Genomic DNA, 17,917 nt, shown 5'->3' with positions numbered 1-17,917 from the left:
AAAATGATTCTGAATGAAAAAAGCATATCTAGTGTGGGGGGATTAATGATACTTATGATGGAATTAAACAGGGTAGGACAAAATGTGTCTTTTCTGTGATGGGAGGATTATATATGGAAATAACAAAGATGGATCTATTTAGGATATTACAAGGTAGAAAGAAGGGGCTATTGCTCACATTTATTGCATTTTCAATTTTTGCAAATGCGCAACTGGTGACTTATCCGGAAGGATTGAAAGCAGGGATGCAACATAATGACGATTATACTGTCCGGGTACGTGTGCCGGGTGGAGAATGGAAAGACTTGTTTGAATATAATGTCAGTGTGGATATGGACAATGTACAATCAGCTTCTATGGTACAGTTTGATATGGGCAGTCCTGTTGAGGTGATGGTAAAGAAGAATAACGGGCTGATTCAAGATGTACAAATCCGACCTTTGGTAAATGGAATCCGGCATACGGTAAATCAGAACACTATTTTATTTACTTTAGAGAAACCACGATATCTATCTGTGGAATTTAATGGTGACCGCTTGCATAATCTTCATCTGTTTGCTAATCCTTTGGAGACAGAAACTTACTCGGAAAGTAGTGCGGACGTCATGTATTTTGGACCGGGAATACATCGTCCCCAGGATGTTCCCAATAATCAAATAAGGATTCCTTCTAATACAACCGTTTATCTGGCACCGGGCGCTGTCGTAAAAGCAAAATTATTGATAGATAAAGCCGAGAATGTACGTATCATTGGTCGTGGAATCCTCGATCATCCACTGCGCGGCATTGAAGTAACTTATTCTAAAAATGTATTGGTTGATGGAATAACCATTGTAAATCCCGATCATTATACAGTTTTCGGAGGTGAAACCACCGGCTTGACCATCAAGAACCTGAAATCTTTCAGTTGTAAAGGATGGAGCGACGGCATTGATCTGATGTGTTGCAATGAGGTATTGATTGATAATGTTTTCATGCGAAATAGTGATGACTGCATTGCTGTTTATGCACATCGTTGGAATTATTACGGCGGAAGTAAAAATATCACTTTACAGAACTCTATCCTTTGGGCTGATATTGCACACCCTGTCAATATCGGCGGACATGGCAATTCGGCGGATGAAGTGGGAGAGACAGTAGAAAACATAACTGTCCGCAATATCGATATTCTGGAACATGATGAAGATGATCCTCTTTATCAGGGATGCATGACGATAGATTGCGGTGATAAGAACCTGGTACGTAATATCTTGTTCGATAATATAAGAGTAGAAAGTATTCAGGAAGGACGTTTGTTCCATGTCAATGTCCGCTTCAATCCGAAATATGACAAGCAGCCCGGACGGGGTATTGAGGATGTTATTTTCCGTAATATAACCTATAATGGAGTAGGCGAGAATCCCTCTCTATTGAAAGGATTAGATGAGAATCGTAGAATAAAAAATGTGACTTTTGATAATGTGATGATAAATGGGGTGAAGATGAAGAATATCGATGGCTTTATAACGAATGAATTTGTGAAAGGGATTAAGGTAAAATAATAATCTTTGTTCGTAACTAAGACATAGCAGAAAAAAGAGACTACCGATAGATGTTGCAAAACTAATGCGTGACTATCCGGATTGTAAAGGGATGTTTGGAATGTTACTTAAGCGGTATATAGAAGAGCATGAGAAAAAAGAATGATGAAAAAGGTCAGACTGTAATATAATTTATTACTTTTGCAACAATTTGCTTATTCGAAAGTCTGTCTAATGGGCATAGTGTCGCAGACTTTTAAATTTTAATCTTTAATTTTTAATCGATATTATATGAAAGTATTAGTTTTCATTTCATTGGTAGGAAGTTTGTTGTTGGCTTCTTGTGGAGGTAGTAGTTCGAAAGGGAACGCAAACGCTCAAGAGGTAAATCCGGCAGATACTATTTATTTAGGTGATTTGCGTGAGAAGTTTGAGGGGGATAGTATTTTCTTTAAAATTGTTGCTCCAGATCTGATGTTGATGGATTACCAGTATTTGTGGGCTGTAACAGAATCGGAAGCAATCGAGAAAGGCTTGACAAAAGAATACTATAAACGTGTGAAGAAAGAAATCACCGATACGAATGAAGCTATCAAAAGAGGTGTGATGAAAGGGGCGAACGTAAAACGTATACCGGATTTCCAAGCATTTCAGGAAAACAAATAATGAATCTTTCCGGATGAAAGCTTTCATCCATACAAATATAAAAACAGGGGAGTCGCTAAATGTAACGGCATCCCCTTTTTATTGTTGTGACGGTTGGGTTTTGTATTGAGAAACTTCAGTCTATGGCTGGAAACTCTAGTTCCTACGTAGGAAATCATTACTTCATATTAGCTTGTAGTGTTTGCGAAAAAAAAATGGCGTTTACAACCTATCGTAAAGGAGTGAATGAACCTATATAAATGCGTTCTATTTTCAGGGAGGTGACATTTATTCCGAATAGGTCGGTCACATCTGATTTATAATCTTCAGTTACATCTTCCACTAACCAATAAGGAATCGGGCCAAGGTCTCGTGTGGTGATACTCTTTGAAGTATCGGAACGTTCGGGAAGTTTAAATTTGCAGTCATACTCTTTACCATTGATTGTAATTTGGAATGTAGTGCCTGACTCTGATGTGGAGCGGGAGAAGCTTCCTTCTATTTTCGGAGTATTATCTTTACTAGTAACAATTGTCACTTTACCACTACTTTTTTGGTCATAAGAGAAAGCTATTCCTCCTGTAGCTTGTATACCCGCTTCATCCTTTATCTTTTTTATGACCGCTTCTAGTTTTTCTTTTTGTTGTTCATCCAACAGACTTTCATCTATTCCTGTGATTCTTGCTTCCACGGAATTCACTGAAAAAGATTGTTTGCCGTTGACGACCTTTAGCCCTATTTTTATGATTCTTCCATCAGCGTCTTTTACCATCAATGACGTGCTGCCCAGTTTTATAGAACTGATTTGAATATCATTGTTTTCATCCACATAAGCTGTAGCAATTTGCCCATCGGCTATTTCTGCTGTATAAGGAGCTACGCCACCTTTAATTCCCAACTTTGTTCCTCCCGTGATTGACAAACTGGCTTCACTAATAGGAGGTTCCGGGTCGAACATTACTTCCCAATATTCATATAGGTAAAAAGCATCAGCTTCGTCGCTGCATGAATAAAATACAGGAAGGGAGCATAATAGAATAAATAGTAGACAGAGCTTCGTCATTTTTGCTTTCATAATATTCTTCTTTTTTATTTCTTCACAAAAGTAAAGCTCCTTTCCTGTATTTCAAAGTATATTGATGAAAAATAAGATTAAAACTCTATCTTATGTTGTTTCTCATCATCCACCACAGCCATCATTCCTTCTACCTGTGCTAAAGCCAGCATACGTCCGTGGAAAGAATAACCGGCATTGTAGCCTTTATCTTCATCTCCGAGCATCATTCGTCCATGATCTACGCGCATGGGAAGTCCCGGATTCTCTTTCTCGAAAATGCGGATGAGATCAATCAGATGTCCTCTTCCTGATAGATGAGAACTTTCGATGAAGTTTCCACCCGGCATGGCCTCTGTACTGCGCAGATGAACGAAATGAGTTCTTCCTGCAAACTTCTTTGCCAATTCACGAGTATCATTATGTGCGCCTGCACTAAGAGAACCAGCACAGAAAGTCAGCCCATTATGCGGATTGTCTACGGCATTCAGGAACCAGGCTATATCTTCTTCATTGGTGACAATACGGGGTAGGCCGAGAACCTGGAATGGAGGATCATCCGGGTGTACGCACATGTTGATACCATATTCATCGCATACAGGCATAATTGCAGAAAGGAAGTAACACATATTCTCTCGTAAAGCGTCCCGGTCTATGTCTTTATATAAACCTAACAGACGTTTGAATATAGCAACCGGGTTTTTATCTCCTTCTTTGATATTACCGTTTACAAATCCTTGTGTCTTGACGATAATAGTATCAATCAAATTGTCCTTTTCGGTATCTGTAATCACTTTGTCCAGTTCGGCAACTTTATGCAGTTCTTCTTCTGTATAGTCTTTTTCAGCTCCTTCACGTTCCAGTATTTTGATGTCGAAGTAAGCGAAACGAATACGGTCGTAGTAAAGCGAACTGGTACCGTCCGGCCAAGGGTACTGTAAATCCGTACGTATCCAGTCGATTACCGGCATGAAGTTGTAACAGACTGTTTTCACTCCGCATTTACCCAAGTTGGCAAGACTTACTTTATAATTTTCAATCAACTGTTCACGTTCCGTACCCGCATACTTGATTGCCTCACAAACCGGAAGACTTTCCACGACCGACCAGCGCAACCCATACGATTCAATATACGATTTTAAATCGTTGATGGCTTCTACTGTCCAAATCTCTCCGTTCGGTACCTCGTGTAATGCAGTGACGATTCCTTCAACACCTATCTGACGGAGCATCGGCAAGGTGATTTTATCTTTCTTGCCGAACCATCTCCATGTTTTTTCCATCATAGCGTTTGAATAAATTAAAAGATTAAATATTAAACGCCGCTGAATGCACTGAAACCACCATCGATAGGCAACATAGCTCCCGTTACGAAACTAGCGGCTTCACTGCACAGGAATTGTACAGCACCATTCAATTCTTTGATGTCACCGAAACGATTCATCGGAGTTTTGGCTAACACCTTTTTACTTCTGTCGGTCAATGAACCATCCGGATTGATTAGTACACGACGGTTTTGGTCACCGATAAAGAATCCCGGAGCGATAGCATTTACACGGATACCATCACCATATTTCAGTGCCATTTCGCTTGCCAGCCATTGGGTGAAGTTGGCTACTGCCGTTTTAGCGGCCGAATATCCCGGTACACGGGTGATAGCGCTATAAGCAGCCATAGAAGATACATTGATGATGCATCCTTTCTTCTGTTTTGCCATTACCTTACCGAATATCATAGACGGATAAACTGTACCGTTCATATTCAGGTTAGTCACTTTTTCCCAGCAAGAGATGTCCATATCATAGAAGTGCTGATCCGGTTCGAGAGTAGCTCCCGGCATATTTCCACCGGCAATGTTCAATAGAATATCGATCTGTCCCCATTTGGCTACGACTTCTTCGGCTACTTTTTCTAGACTGGCAATGTCAAGGACATTGCCGATAATACCGATTACATCGTCACCATATTGTTTGAGTTCAGCTACACGATTGTCCAGTTGCTCCTGACGAATGTCAATAGCTACAACTTTTGCTCCCTGCTGTACAAAGTGTTGGGCAATATTTCCGCCCAGTACACCACCTGCTCCGGTAATAACAGCAACTTTACCGGCAATACTAAATAATTCGTTCATGGTTTCTATCAAATGTTTTTATGAATGGATGCAAAAATAGTGGGTTTTTATACATACTATGATGCGTATTTTTGCAAGATATTTACCTATCTTTGCAAAAGCAGTTTAGAAAGGAGATTTATGAAGAAGATAATGAATGAGAAGTTGACTATTACGACTTCTAATCCCGTCCGTGCCCGCTTTTATGAATATCCACGTTTCACGTATCCGTGGCATTTTCATAGTGAGTATGAAATTATTTATGTGGAGAAGGGAGAGGGGGATTGTCTGGTGGGTGACAGCATTATCTCCTATTCAAAAGGTGACCTGATTCTTTTCGGTTCCGAACTGCCTCATAGTATGCAAAGTCCACCGGACGGCGGGGAAGAATCTGATAACGAAGAAAAATCCGAACCGAAAGTAAGAGGAGTCAATATTCAGTTTGAGAAAGATTTTATGCATTATTCTATTTCTCAATACTCTCAGTTTATTCCTATCAGGAATTTATTGGAGGATGCTTGCAGAGGAATTAAATTCACAATTACCCGTTCGGGGAAAATCATTAAATTATTGGAACAAATACCTTCTGCTAAAGGAGCAGATCAAATCATCCTGTTGCTTTCACTTCTACAGATGATGGCTACCAGTAATCATAAGAAATATCTGACTACTTCTCATTATACTCCGTTCCCTTCTATTATGCGTAATGAAAGAATGGAAAAGGTGATTGCCTATTTGAATAAACATTATACCGAGTCTATCGGTCTGGATGAAATTGCTTCTTATACAGCGATGAATCCTGCTGCTTTCTGCCGATACTTTAAAGAAAACACAGGAAAGACATTTAAAGAGTATGTACTTGATATGCGTATCGGATATGCTTGTAAACTATTGAATAGTAGTATGATGAATATATCTCAAATCAGTGCTACTTGCGGATTTGAATCACCTGTACATTTTAACCGTATCTTTAAAAGGGTGACAGGAATGACACCTACTTTTTATAGGGAACAGATGGAATAAGCTTTTTCAGGCAATAAACATTTGAGTATAATTTCTTCCTCGTTCGTATATAATTAGGAAAGATGAATAAACATGAACGTAAATAGAATGAAGAAAAGAATTTTGCTTTTGTTGTTGGTGATACCGGCATTGGTAAAAGCGCAAGATGTGATGACAGAAACCCGTCAGGAACTGACGTCTCCTGATGGAGCTTATCGTTTTACCTTTTATCAACGTGCGGTGGGAGAGGATAATGCACAAATGTATTATACCTTGACTTATAAGAATCGTCCGGTGATTGAAGAAAGTAAACTGGGTGTTCTGATTGAAAATCAGTTATTTGAATCGGCGTTGGGTATACCGAATGATACTTGTCATTTTTGGTGTGAGAATCTGAAGTTGACAGAGACTGAACATCAAAAGACGGACGAGAGATGGAAGCCTGTATATGGCGAACGTGCGGAAGTACGTGATTGCTACAATGAGATGACTTTGAAACTCAAGAAGGGAGAAGGAAATGGCAATCAGGACGGTGGTTATGATAAGCGTAAGAATTACTTTATGAATATCATAGTTCGTGCCTATAATGAAGGAGTTGCTTTCCGCTATCATTTTCCGGAAATGACAAACGGGCTTTTCTTGCATATCGTTGGTGAGCAGACTAGCTTCACAATGCCTGAAGGAACGATGGCGTATTATGAACGTTGGGCGCAAGGACCTTATGAACTTCGTCCGTTGGAAGGATGGGGCAAAGAGGAGAGTGAGCGTCCTTTGACCTTGAAACTGCCTGATGGATTATCTGTAGCCTTGTTGGAAGCGGAAATGGTGGATTATGTTCGTGGTAAATTCCGTTTATCGGCAGAGAAACCTTCCACTTTGGAGACAAGCCTGTATAGTAGTGCCGATATTATTTCTCCTTACAGTACTCCGTGGCGTGTAATCATGGTTGGCGAACGTCCGGTCGATTTAATTAATAACAATGATATTGTCTTGAATCTGAATCCGGCTTGCAAACTGGCTGATACTTCTTGGATTAACCCCGGGAAGGTATTCCGTTCGGGCGACTTGAAACAAGATAGAGTAAAAGCAGCCATTGACTTTGCGGCAGAACGTGGTATTCAGTATGTGCACATGGATGCAGGATGGTATGGGCCGGAAATGAAGATGAGTTCGGACGCTACTACCGTTTCTCCGGATAAAGACCTTGATATACCAGCTTTGTGCCAGTATGCCGAATCGAAAGGAATCGGACTTATGGTGTATGTCAATCAGCGTGCATTAGTGCAGCAGTTGGATACTCTGTTGCCTTTGTATAAAAAATGGGGACTGAAAGGTGTCAAGTTCGGTTTTGTACAGATAGGTAATCAGCGTTGGAGTACCTGGCTGCATGATGCAGTTCGTAAATGTGGAGAATATGGTCTGATGGTAGATATTCATGACGAATATCGTCCGACAGGTTTCAGCCGTACTTATCCTAACCTGATGACGCAGGAAGGTATTCGTGGAAATGAAGAAATGCCGGATGCCACACACAATACGACTCTTCCTTTCACCCGCTATCTGGCAGGTGCAGGAGACTATACGCTTTGCTATTTCAATAATCGGGTGAAGAATACGAAAGCACATCAGTTGGCGATGGCAGCTGTGTATTACAGTCCTTTGCAATTTATGTTTTGGTATGACAGACCGGAATTCTACCAGGGAGAAGAAGAACTGGAATTTTGGAAAGCAATTCCGAGTGTATGGGATGACAGCCGCGCGTTAGATGGAGAGGTTGGTGAATATATCGTTCAGGCACGTCGTTCGGGGAATGACTGGTTTGTAGGAGCAATGACGAATACGGAAGCCCGCACAATTACATTGACTACGGATTTTCTGGAACCGGGTAAGAAGTATATGCTTCACCTGTACGAAGATGATGACAAGCTGAATACACGAACGAAAGTACGCAGTACTCATAAGAAGATAAAAGCCGGAGATAAGCTTGTTTTGAAGCTAAAAGCAAGTGGCGGAGCTGCATTGCATTTTATTCCGTTTAAGTAGGCAAGTTTATGTTTCTTTTTAGGCACGGATAACGCAGATTACACTGTTGCTTTATGCAACCATCATTTCTAAAACCGTGAAATCCGTGTAATCCGTGCCTGAAAAATATAGTGAGGTATTATTTGCTATAATTAATCAACCACTTCACCATTTCCGGGTCGTAATGAGAGAAGAGGAGAGTTTTCTCATTCATTGAGTGGAAAGGTTATTCAAGGAATTAAAGAACTAATTCCTTGAACAACCTTTCTAAAGTATTATCTAAATCTGTAGAGAATCCCGGATGAGGACGGGACACTTGAATACAGGAGCTTTTTACCGCAGTCAGCCACCGGAAGCGGTCCGGAATATCCATATTGGCAATAACTCCTCCTTCTTTATTTCCCTGACAAATCTTGTCGAAGACTTTCAGACCTTCTATCAGACAGTTGATGTCCAATTCGGAAGAGAACAGTTTCAATTTGTTTTCATCTATTGTATAAAGAGATTTGAGATATTTGCACCGTTTGGAAAACAGTACAATACCTACATTAATAAATTCCTCACGTTCTACTTTAGGAACGAAACGGATAACTGCGTATTCATATAAGTGCCTTTCTTGCATTTTGCGCTTCATTTACAAATATTTCGGAATGCTTGATCCTTTCTTCTAAAAATTGAATATAAACATCTCTCAAGTCTTGCGGAGTTTCCTGTCCTTCCGTCCAGTTCAGCCAGTCGTCAGGGACGGCATTGACTATCTCTCGTATCTTGTCATCGGTAAGTAGTTGTTTGAATGTTGCGTCTACTTCTTCCAGTTGATCGGCAAACGGCAATAGTACATGATCTTTTATTTGTACGAACGGACTAAGTGCGTGTTTCTGCCAATTCGTCCACGAATGATGGAAATAAAGGGAAGCTCCATGATCGATTAACCACAATTCTTTATGCCACATCAGCATATTCGTATTCTTGATTGTACGGTCTACATTGGTCAATAACGCATCCAGCCACACAATTTGCGAAGCAGTTTTACCGTCCACCTTATGCACAACAGGGTCGAACGTCAATGAACCGGACAGGAAATGCAGACCCATGTTCAACCCACGGCTCCATTGCAGTAAATCCTGTATTTCTTCATCCGCTTCTGTCCGTCCGAAAGCCTCATCCAGATTCAAAAATATAATCTCCGGAACTCTGAATCCCAGTGTACGGGCTATTTCTCCCCCTATCAATTCGGCAATAAGGGCTTTAGTCCCATGTCCTGCTCCTCTGAATTTTACGACATATTTAAATTCATCATCCGCTTCAGCCAAAGCCGGCAATGACCCTCCTTCCCGCAAGGGAAGAATATATCTTGTTACGTTTGCTGTACGTAAATCCATATCACTCCTTTCTTAAATTGAGAATAAAGATACAACGTTTTTATGGAATAGTCAGTGAAAGGCTTCCTATAATAATAGTTTTTTTATATTTTTCGGTTGAGTATACTTTCTTCCTGCTACGTATTATATAAAACAATGATAAATGAATTAAACATGAAACTACTTCGATTTTTGGTGTTTGGAATAATGTCCGTTATTCTGTTACCCAGCATTATAGCAGCCGAATGGCAGTGGTCTGTACAACTACCAAGTATTATTTCCAACGAAACGAACGATCATCCGCAAGCATTCTTGTGGATACCTTCCGATTGTACTCAATTGAAAGCTGTGATAATAGGCAATCATAATATGACAGAGGAAACTTTGTTTGAAAATTCTCTATTTCGTGAAAGATTATCAGAAGCGGGTATAGCACTGATATGGATTACTCCCGGATGGGATCAAAGATGGGATATAACTACCGGATGTCAGGAAGCTTTTGAAAAGATGATGGAGGATTTTGCGAATGTCAGTGGCTATAGTGAATTGAAATATGCGCCTATTGTCCCTTTAGGACATTCGGCAATGGCTACCTATCCGTGGAACTTCGCTGCTTGGAATCCCGACCGCACATTAGCCATTATCTCTTTGCATGGAGATGCGCCACGCACTAACCTTACCGGATATGGTCGTGACAATATGGAGTGGGGGAAACGTACGATTGACGGCATCCCTGGATTGATGATTGAAGGCGAATACGAATGGTGGGAAGACCGTGTAAATCCGGCTTTGGCATTCCGTATGATGTATCCTAAAAGTTGTGTCTCTTTCCTTTGCGACACAGGACGAGGACATTTCGATATAGCCGACCGCACCGCTGGTTATATCGCGTTGTTCTTAAAGAAAGCACTGGAATATCGTATACCCGCAACGTATGATTTGAATAAGCCTGTGGAATTGAAGAAGCTGAATCCGCAGAATGGCTGGCTTGCCGAAAGGTGGCATCCGAATCAGAAGAAACGTGCAAAAGCTGCTCCTTATAAAGAGTATAAAGGAGACTCGCACGATGCATTCTGGTATTTCGATAAGGAAATGGCTGAAATGACGGAAGAACGCTATCGCCGGGAGAGAGGGAAGAAACCACAATACTTAGGTTTCGTACAAAAGGGGCAATTACTCACATATAATCCCAAATCCCATGTGAAAGTTGCCGCCCGCTTCCTGCCGGAAAAAGACGGATTGACTTTTCATCTGAAAGCTGTATATACGGATAGCTTGCATACTGCAATTTCTGGCGAACATTCGCTCACTTCTCCTGAAATAACCCGTATCTGTGGCCCGGTTCAGAAAGTGAACGACACAACCTTTACTGTCCGTTTCTACCGTATGGGAATGTACAATCAGCGTCGTACGGGAGATATTTGCCTTCTAGCCGGTAATGATGGTGACAAGCACTATAAAAGCACTGTTCAGGAACTTAGTTTCCGGATTCCCTATCGCAATACGGAAGGTAAACGCCAGTATATTCTTTTTCCGGGTCTTGACGATGTGAAGAAAGGCACGGAAACTATCTCTTTACAGGCAACTTCCGATTGCGGGCTACCCGTATATTACTACGTGAAAGAAGGACCGGCAGAAATAGAGGGAAACAAGTTGGTATTTACTCGAATTCCCCCACGCAGTAAGTTCCCGTTGAAAGTGACTGTGGTGGCATGGCAATATGGATTGGCAGGAGAAGTACAGACTGCCGAACCGGTAGAACGGAGTTTTTTCATTTATCCATGAAATATTAAATTCGTATTTTTGCATTGAGTAATAGGCGGAGTCTATTCGTATCCAATAATAAATAAGGATATTAAAAATGATTATGAATAAGAAATCTTTAGTTGCAATCGCATTATTGGCAGTATCGGCTATATCGTCGGCTCAATCTGTGTACCCCGGACAGCACCAGGGGAAAATGAAAAAAGAGACAGTGGCTCCTGTTCGGGTAGAAAGTTTTGATTTGAAAGACGTCCGTTTATTACCGAGTCGCTTTCGTGACAATATGTTGCGGGATTCCGCATGGATGACCTCTATCGACGTAAGTCGCCTGTTGCATAGTTTCCGGACAAATGCCGGAGTCTTTGCCGGTCGTGAAGGCGGTTATATGACAGTGAAAAAACTTGGTGGCTGGGAATCTTTGGACTGTGAGCTTCGCGGCCATACTACCGGACATCTGCTTTCGGCTTACGCTTTGATGTATGCCGCTACCGGAAGTGAGATTTTCAAGTTGAAAGGGGATAGCCTTGTCAACGGGCTGACCGAAGTTCAGAACGCTTTGAAAGGCGGATATTTAAGTGCTTTTCCCGAAGAACTGATAAACCGTAATATCCGGGGAAAGAGTGTTTGGGCACCTTGGTACACCTTGCATAAACTTTATTCCGGTCTGATAGATCAATATCTGTATGCGGATAATCAGCAGGCTTTGAAAACAGTGACCAAAATGGGCGACTGGGCTTATAACAAACTGAAACCACTTAGTGAAGAAACCCGCAAACTCATGATACGCAATGAGTTTGGAGGTGTCAATGAATCATTCTACAATTTGTATGCTATCACAGGAGATGAACGTTACCGTTGGTTGGCTGAATATTTCTACCATAATGATGTAATTGACCCGTTGAAAGAACTTCGGGACGATTTGGGAACCAAACATACGAATACGTTTATCCCGAAAGTCATAGCCGAAGCGCGTAACTATGAACTGACAGAGAATGAGACCAGCAAAAAGCTCTCGGAATTCTTCTGGCATACCATGATTGACCACCATACTTTTGCTCCGGGATGCAGTAGTGATAAGGAGCATTTTTTCGACCCGAAGAATTTTTCTAAACACTTGACCGGCTATACCGGAGAAACCTGCTGTACTTATAATATGTTGAAGCTTAGTCGTCATCTTTTCTGTTGGACGGGCGATTCATCTATTGCCGATTATTATGAAAGGGCACTATATAATCATATCCTGGGACAGCAAGATCCGGAAACAGGAATGGTCACTTATTTCTTACCCTTACTTTCGGGTTCACATAAACTGTATAGTACCAAAGAGAACTCTTTCTGGTGTTGTGTCGGCAGTGGATTCGAAAATCATGCTAAATATGGAGAAGCTATCTACTACCACAACAACCAGGGAATCTACGTAAATCTGTTTATTCCTTCCCAAGTCACCTGGAAAGAAAAAGGGGTAACCCTTCTCCAGGAAACGGAATTTCCGAAAGAGGAAACGACCCTGTTAACTATTCGTGCCGAGAAACCGGTTCGTACTACTGTTTATCTAAGATATCCTTCATGGAGTAAAAAAGCGGAAGTTCTTGTGAACGGTAAAAAAGTAGCAGTAAAACAAAAGCCAGGTTCTTACATCGCTATCACCCGTGACTGGAAAGACAATGACCGTATCTCGGCTACTTACCCGATGCAGATTGAATTGGAAGCCACTCCCGATAATCCGAATAAAGTGGCTTTATTGTATGGCCCGTTAGTGCTTGCCGGAGAACGGGGTACAGAAGGTATGCAGGCTCCCGCACCTTTCTCTAATCCTGCTCTTTATAATGATTATTATACTTATAATTTCCATGTGCCTGCCGATTTGCGTACCTCATTGAAAGTAGATATGAAACATCCGGAACGTACTTTGCAGCGTACAGGAAAAGACCTGAAATTTACAACAGAACAAGGAGATGTGATTCGTCCGCTTTATGATTTGCATCATCAGCGTTATGTGGTATATTGGGATTTGCAGTCGAAATAGAAAATTTTAAGAACGAATTACACGAATTGCGCGGTTTTATAATTATAATTGCATCAAATATAACTGCATCAAACAACAGCGTAGTTCGTGTAATTTGTGTTTAATACGAAGTTAATAGATAACGAAAATGAAGGGAAGATTATTAATCATAATTTTTATAAGTATCTGTTTTATTGCAGGTTCCTGCAATGTATCATCCGTACAAGGGAGTCGTTATAACTTCTCTTCATTAGATTCTGTTATTCAAGGCTGGGTGAGTAAAGAGTACTATCCCGGTGCTTCTATCTGTGTAGTAAAGAATGATTCTGTCATTTTTCAGAAGAACTATGGTAGCTATACTCCTGACACAAAAGTATACGTAGCCTCTGCCGGAAAATGGGTGGCGGCTGCTGTTATCGGAGCGGTAGTGGACAGTACCAGTTTGGACTGGGATGATCCAGTGGAGAAGTGGTTGCCGGAATTTAAAGGAGATGCCAAAGGTAAAATCCTTTTGCGACAATTGTTATCTCATACTTCCGGAGTGTGTCCCTATCTTCCTGAACCGCGCGTAGATAATTACAATCATCTGGATTCCGCCATTATTGAGATATTGCCGTTAGATACGGTTTTTACTCCGGGAAGCCGGTTCCAATATGGAGGACTTGCCATGCAGATTGCTGGAAGAATGGCGGAAGTGGCAATGGGGAAAGAGTTTGAAACTCTTTTTCAGGAATTATTAGCACAGCCATTAGAAATGAAGAATTCTCATTTTACTCCGATAAATACAGATGGCGGGCATGCCCCGATGTTAGGTGGTGGTCTGTGTACTACCTTGAACGATTATATTCATTTCCTATCAATGATTTATCACGATGGAATGTATAACGATAAGCGAATTATATCTGCACAAACTGTAAAAGAAATGCAGGCCGACCAAGTGAAAGATGCAATAATCCCTTCGAATAACTCGGATAATTATGTAGCGAAAGGGCTAGGACAATCCCACAATGGAATCTACGGATTGGGCGAATGGCGTGAATTAATAGATAAGAAGACGGGCGAAGCCTATCAAATCAGTTCTCCGGGTTGGGCTGGCGCTTACCCCTGGATAAATAAACGTGATAGTGTTTACGGCTTCTTTATTGCCCATGTAGCAGGTTCTTCCGCTAAGGAAGACGGCTTTTCCTCTTTCTATGGCAGTCCTGTGATTTCGCGGACCGTTTCAGAAATACTGAAAGGCAATTCATTGGTCATTAAACAAGGACGTGTCAATGTAGGAAATGGCTCTTTATACTATGAAGAAGCCGGTCAAGGTGAACCGATAATCTTTGTTCATGGTCATTCTTTGGATCATCGTATGTGGGATGAACAATTTTCCGTACTGGCAAAAAAATATCGTGTGATCCGCTATGATTTGAGAGGATATGGCATTTCGTCTTCACAAACGGAAGACTATCAATTCACACACGCTGAAGATTTAGTTACTTTGATGGATTCTTTGCACATCAAAAAAGCGCATATCGTCGGACTTTCTTTAGGTGGTTTTATTACTGCCGATATGTTGGCGTACTTCCCGGATCGGATGTTATCTGCTTTTTTAGCCAGTGGGAACATAAGAAAATCGAAAGGTCCCAGTGAACCGATGACTCCGGAAGAAGCAAGAGTACGTGATAAGGAGATTGCTGCTTTGAAAGAGAAAGGGGTAGATGTGATGAAGAAAGAGTGGTTTGAAGGATTGATGAAGTCAGGAGGAAGTCAGCGGGAACGAATGCGTGAGTCTCTTTGGCAAATGATCGATGAGTGGGATGCGTGGCAACCTTTACACAAAGAAGTACGGGTGGTAGCTGGTTTGGATGCCATCGAGGAATTGAAAAAGAATCATCCCGATGTACCTGCTTTAATTGTTGAAGGTCATTCTTCCGGCAACCGATTCTCAAAAGAACCTCCCATTTTACAATATCTTCCCAATGGAAAACTGAAAGTAATTGACGATTGCGGACACATGCTGAATATGGAACGCCCGGAAGAATTTAATGCAGCATTGGAAGAATTTTTGAAAAACGTTCAATAAAGAATAATATTGTAACTGATTATATATAGAATAGACTAAGTACCATGAAACAAACTATTATTGCTGTTATCTGTTTTTTGTGTGTTTCTTCATTATATATACAAGCACAAAAAATAAATCATCCTTCATTACTGTATACTCCACAACGCATACAGCAAGTGAAACAGCGTATGCAGCATGAACCTAAATTGCAGGAAGCATGGGGAGATATTAAGAAAACAGCAGATAAAGCTTTGCAAAAGAAAGATTTTAATCGATTAGACTATTTGTCGTTAGCTTATTTGATGACTGATAATAAGGAGTATGCAGACGCAATCAAAGAAATCCTCCTGAAAGCTGTGGAAGCCGAATCATGGGGAGATGTGGAAATGATGGCACGTATTCCTGCATGGCGTTCACAACTGGGTATGGCTCATAAGAGTTTTCTTTCCGCAGTGGGGTATGATGCTGCATACAATGTCATGTCTTCTTCAGAAAGAAAAAAGATAGCCGAAGGATTGAAACGGTTAGCCGTAGAACCGGCATTGGGAGACTGGTTGTTGGAACCGACCCGTATTCACTCATTGAATTCGATGGGACATAATTGGTGGACCTCCTGTGTTTGTCAGGGTGGAATATTGGCTTTGAGTCTTCAAAATGAACTTCCTGAAGTTAAAGAATGGGTGGAGCAACTTCACGAATCACTTCCTGAATGGTTTGATTTTGCCGGTGATGTATTGCAACAGAAAGCAAAGAGTTTTGATGAGGCCGGTGGAATGTATGAAAGTCTGAATTACGCCAACTTTGGTATTCAGGAAGCTTTGTTGTTCAGGATCGCTTGGATAAATACTCATCCCGGACAGAATCTGGGTGATATTCCTCAATTGGCAAAATTGCCGAGTTACTTCTCACAAGTCTGCTATCCGCGTACAGGTATGCTGCATAGTTTGAATTTTGGAGATAGCCATAAAAATGTATCAGCAGAATCCAGCATGATGTTATTGTATGCATTGGGGGTGAAAGATCCAACAATATTGTGGTATATAGCCCAGGTGGAACAAGGACAACATCGTGATGGCTTTTTCCTGAATCGTCCCATGGGCTTCCTTTACACTCCTGATTGGAGTAAGGCGCCCGCTGTCCCTCAACTGCCGACTTCTCAATTATTTGCCGATTTTGGTTGGGCTACGATGCGTGATTCGTGGGAAAAGGATGCTACGATGCTGGCTGTAAAAAGCGGTCATACATGGAATCATTCTCACGCAGATGCCAATTCATTTATTGTCTTTCATAAAGGGGTGGATATTATTAAAGACGGGGGAAACTGCTGGTATCCTAATCCTGCTTATCGGAATTATTTCTTTCAAAGTCAGGCGCATAATGTAGTATTGTTTAATGGAGAGGGACAACCTCGTGAGCAGCAGTACAGCGGTTCTACTTTGAGAGGATATTTATATCATCTTCTGGATGCGGGAAATGTGAAGTATGTTCTGGCTAATGGAACAGGTCCTGTATCTAATAATTTCAGTCGTAATTTCCGTCATTTCCTTTGGATGGATAATGTTATTTATATGATTGATGATTTGAAAACACATAAAATAGGGCAATTTGAATGGTTATGGCATACGAACGGGACATATAAAAAGTCGGGAGTTGACGTGAATGTGACGAATGGTAACTCATCGGTTGTGATTCGTCCGTTATATCCTCGTTTGCTGGCTAAATCCGATTTTGTGCATGACTACCCGGAAGATTTGTATTGGGAAGAAATAGAAGCTCCCACTGAAGATTTGAAAGGCACTGAAACCTATTATTCATTTCATTTGCCGGCAGAAGTCAATCGTGTAAAAGGGCTGACAGCTATTATATTAAAGGAGACTCCTAATGAGAAAGACTTGCCACAAATGGAACGGCGGGAAGGACAAGATTGGATTGGGCTTCGTATCCGTCATAAAGGGAAAGTGACCGATCTTTATATTAATCAATTAGCGGACGGCAGGCTAATGCACAGCAACTCATGGATTATGCCGGACGGCTGGATGACAGATGCTTATATGTTTGCTGTCTCTTATCCCGAAGGTACTGAAGCTGCTGATGCAAAAGATTTCTTTATCTGTCATGGCAGTGCATTGAGACGTGATAAGGAGACTTATTTTTCTTCTTTGGCCAAGTTGTTTGTCATTCAAAAGGAAGAAGATAAGAAACTCAATCTTTGGATAGACGGGCAACCGAAGATCCATGCTAGTTTCAGGAGTAAGAAGAAGCCAATAAGAGTAGAGGTTAATAATAAGAGAATTCCAGTTGTGTATAAACAATCCCAATTGAGTATAAAGCTGGTAGATTAACACTCATTTTTATTGAGGAGTGTGTTTTGTTTTTGTATA

At 41.1% G+C, this 17,917-nt stretch carries 13 protein-coding genes; 8 read left to right on the top strand and 5 right to left on the bottom strand.

What is annotated here, in order from left to right; translation table 11 throughout:
- The first annotated feature begins 128 nt into the window (after positions 1 to 128).
- Positions 129 to 1,541, top strand: a complete 1,413-nt coding sequence (locus DW173_RS01265; RefSeq protein ID WP_032811824.1) for a glycosyl hydrolase family 28 protein — start codon at positions 129 to 131, stop codon at positions 1,539 to 1,541.
- A gap of 270 nt (positions 1,542 to 1,811) precedes the next feature.
- Positions 1,812 to 2,186: a hypothetical protein gene (locus DW173_RS01260; RefSeq protein ID WP_008021620.1), complete on the top strand. Its 375-nt coding sequence runs from the start codon at positions 1,812 to 1,814 to the stop codon at positions 2,184 to 2,186.
- Positions 2,187 to 2,394: 208 nt separating this feature from the next.
- On the opposite strand, the gene DW173_RS01255 is transcribed toward DW173_RS01260, so the two are convergent.
- The 3 genes from DW173_RS01255 to DW173_RS01245 all read right to left on the bottom strand — a co-directional run bounded on the left by DW173_RS01255 (position 2,395) and on the right by DW173_RS01245 (position 5,350).
- Positions 2,395 to 3,240 (bottom strand): pilus assembly protein N-terminal domain-containing protein, encoded by an 846-nt coding sequence (locus tag DW173_RS01255; protein ID WP_008021621.1) that lies wholly within the window; start codon positions 3,238 to 3,240, stop codon positions 2,395 to 2,397.
- Positions 3,241 to 3,317: 77 nt separating this feature from the next.
- Positions 3,318 to 4,505, bottom strand: coding sequence for a mannonate dehydratase (gene uxuA / locus DW173_RS01250; RefSeq protein WP_008021624.1), 1,188 nt, complete (start codon positions 4,503 to 4,505; stop codon positions 3,318 to 3,320).
- Positions 4,506 to 4,534: 29 nt separating this feature from the next.
- The gene (locus DW173_RS01245) at positions 4,535 to 5,350 is read right to left on the bottom strand and encodes an SDR family oxidoreductase (protein WP_008021626.1); all 816 of its coding nucleotides are present in this window, start codon (positions 5,348 to 5,350) and stop codon (positions 4,535 to 4,537) included.
- 120 nt (positions 5,351 to 5,470) lie between these two features.
- On the opposite strand from DW173_RS01245, the gene DW173_RS01240 reads away from it, so the two are divergent.
- Together DW173_RS01240 and DW173_RS01235 are read left to right on the top strand one after the other, a co-directional pair.
- Entirely contained in the window at positions 5,471 to 6,352 is an 882-nt protein-coding gene (locus DW173_RS01240; RefSeq protein WP_008021627.1) for an AraC family transcriptional regulator, read from the top strand.
- Positions 6,353 to 6,424: 72 nt separating this feature from the next.
- Positions 6,425 to 8,374, top strand: coding sequence for a glycoside hydrolase family 97 protein (locus DW173_RS01235; RefSeq protein WP_008021629.1), 1,950 nt, complete (start codon positions 6,425 to 6,427; stop codon positions 8,372 to 8,374).
- 217 nt (positions 8,375 to 8,591) lie between these two features.
- Here DW173_RS01235 and DW173_RS01230 read toward each other — a convergent pair whose 3' ends face one another.
- Entirely contained in the window at positions 8,592 to 8,975 is a 384-nt protein-coding gene (locus DW173_RS01230) for a DUF3037 domain-containing protein (protein ID WP_004316036.1), read from the bottom strand.
- On the bottom strand, positions 8,953 to 9,735 hold the full coding sequence (locus DW173_RS01225; RefSeq protein ID WP_004316035.1) for a HipA family kinase: 783 nt from the start codon (positions 9,733 to 9,735) through the stop codon (positions 8,953 to 8,955). The genes DW173_RS01230 and DW173_RS01225 overlap by 23 nt, the downstream gene beginning before the upstream one ends.
- 153 nt (positions 9,736 to 9,888) lie before the next feature.
- Between DW173_RS01225 and DW173_RS01220 the strand changes: the two genes are divergently transcribed.
- From DW173_RS01220 to DW173_RS01205, 4 genes are all read left to right on the top strand, one after another.
- Positions 9,889 to 11,499 (top strand): hypothetical protein, encoded by a 1,611-nt coding sequence (locus tag DW173_RS01220; RefSeq protein WP_049703405.1) that lies wholly within the window; start codon positions 9,889 to 9,891, stop codon positions 11,497 to 11,499.
- A gap of 76 nt (positions 11,500 to 11,575) precedes the next feature.
- Positions 11,576 to 13,504, top strand: coding sequence for a glycoside hydrolase family 127 protein (locus DW173_RS01215; RefSeq protein ID WP_120143460.1), 1,929 nt, complete (start codon positions 11,576 to 11,578; stop codon positions 13,502 to 13,504).
- Between the two features lie 127 nt (positions 13,505 to 13,631).
- Positions 13,632 to 15,554 carry an alpha/beta fold hydrolase gene (locus DW173_RS01210; RefSeq protein WP_008021636.1) on the top strand — a complete coding sequence of 641 codons (1,923 nt, stop codon included), beginning with the start codon at positions 13,632 to 13,634 and terminating at the stop codon, positions 15,552 to 15,554.
- A gap of 44 nt (positions 15,555 to 15,598) precedes the next feature.
- Positions 15,599 to 17,878, top strand: coding sequence for a heparinase II/III family protein (locus DW173_RS01205; RefSeq protein ID WP_120143458.1), 2,280 nt, complete (start codon positions 15,599 to 15,601; stop codon positions 17,876 to 17,878).
- Positions 17,879 to 17,917 lie beyond the last annotated feature (39 nt).

It is taken from the genome of Bacteroides sp. AM16-13 (genome assembly GCF_003602705.1).
In the GTDB taxonomy this organism is placed as follows: domain Bacteria; phylum Bacteroidota; class Bacteroidia; order Bacteroidales; family Bacteroidaceae; genus Bacteroides; species Bacteroides xylanisolvens.
Note: the sequence above shows the minus strand (reverse complement) of the source record. Positions and strands in the feature narration are given on the sequence as shown.

Excerpts from the sequence above, each read along its gene's own strand:
- DW173_RS01265 (WP_032811824.1), top strand. The coding sequence starts at position 129 with ATGGATCTATTTAGGATATTACAAGGTAGAAAGAAGGGGCTATTGCTC.
- DW173_RS01260 (WP_008021620.1), top strand. The coding sequence starts at position 1,812 with ATGAAAGTATTAGTTTTCATTTCATTGGTAGGAAGTTTGTTGTTGGCT.
- DW173_RS01255 (WP_008021621.1), bottom strand. The coding sequence starts at position 3,240 with ATGAAAGCAAAAATGACGAAGCTCTGTCTACTATTTATTCTATTATGC.
- uxuA (WP_008021624.1), bottom strand. The coding sequence starts at position 4,505 with ATGATGGAAAAAACATGGAGATGGTTCGGCAAGAAAGATAAAATCACC.
- DW173_RS01245 (WP_008021626.1), bottom strand. The coding sequence starts at position 5,350 with ATGAACGAATTATTTAGTATTGCCGGTAAAGTTGCTGTTATTACCGGA.
- DW173_RS01240 (WP_008021627.1), top strand. The coding sequence starts at position 5,471 with ATGAAGAAGATAATGAATGAGAAGTTGACTATTACGACTTCTAATCCC.
- DW173_RS01235 (WP_008021629.1), top strand. The coding sequence starts at position 6,425 with ATGAACGTAAATAGAATGAAGAAAAGAATTTTGCTTTTGTTGTTGGTG.
- DW173_RS01230 (WP_004316036.1), bottom strand. The coding sequence starts at position 8,975 with ATGCAAGAAAGGCACTTATATGAATACGCAGTTATCCGTTTCGTTCCT.
- DW173_RS01225 (WP_004316035.1), bottom strand. The coding sequence starts at position 9,735 with ATGGATTTACGTACAGCAAACGTAACAAGATATATTCTTCCCTTGCGG.
- DW173_RS01220 (WP_049703405.1), top strand. The coding sequence starts at position 9,889 with ATGAAACTACTTCGATTTTTGGTGTTTGGAATAATGTCCGTTATTCTG.
- DW173_RS01215 (WP_120143460.1), top strand. The coding sequence starts at position 11,576 with ATGATTATGAATAAGAAATCTTTAGTTGCAATCGCATTATTGGCAGTA.
- DW173_RS01210 (WP_008021636.1), top strand. The coding sequence starts at position 13,632 with ATGAAGGGAAGATTATTAATCATAATTTTTATAAGTATCTGTTTTATT.
- DW173_RS01205 (WP_120143458.1), top strand. The coding sequence starts at position 15,599 with ATGAAACAAACTATTATTGCTGTTATCTGTTTTTTGTGTGTTTCTTCA.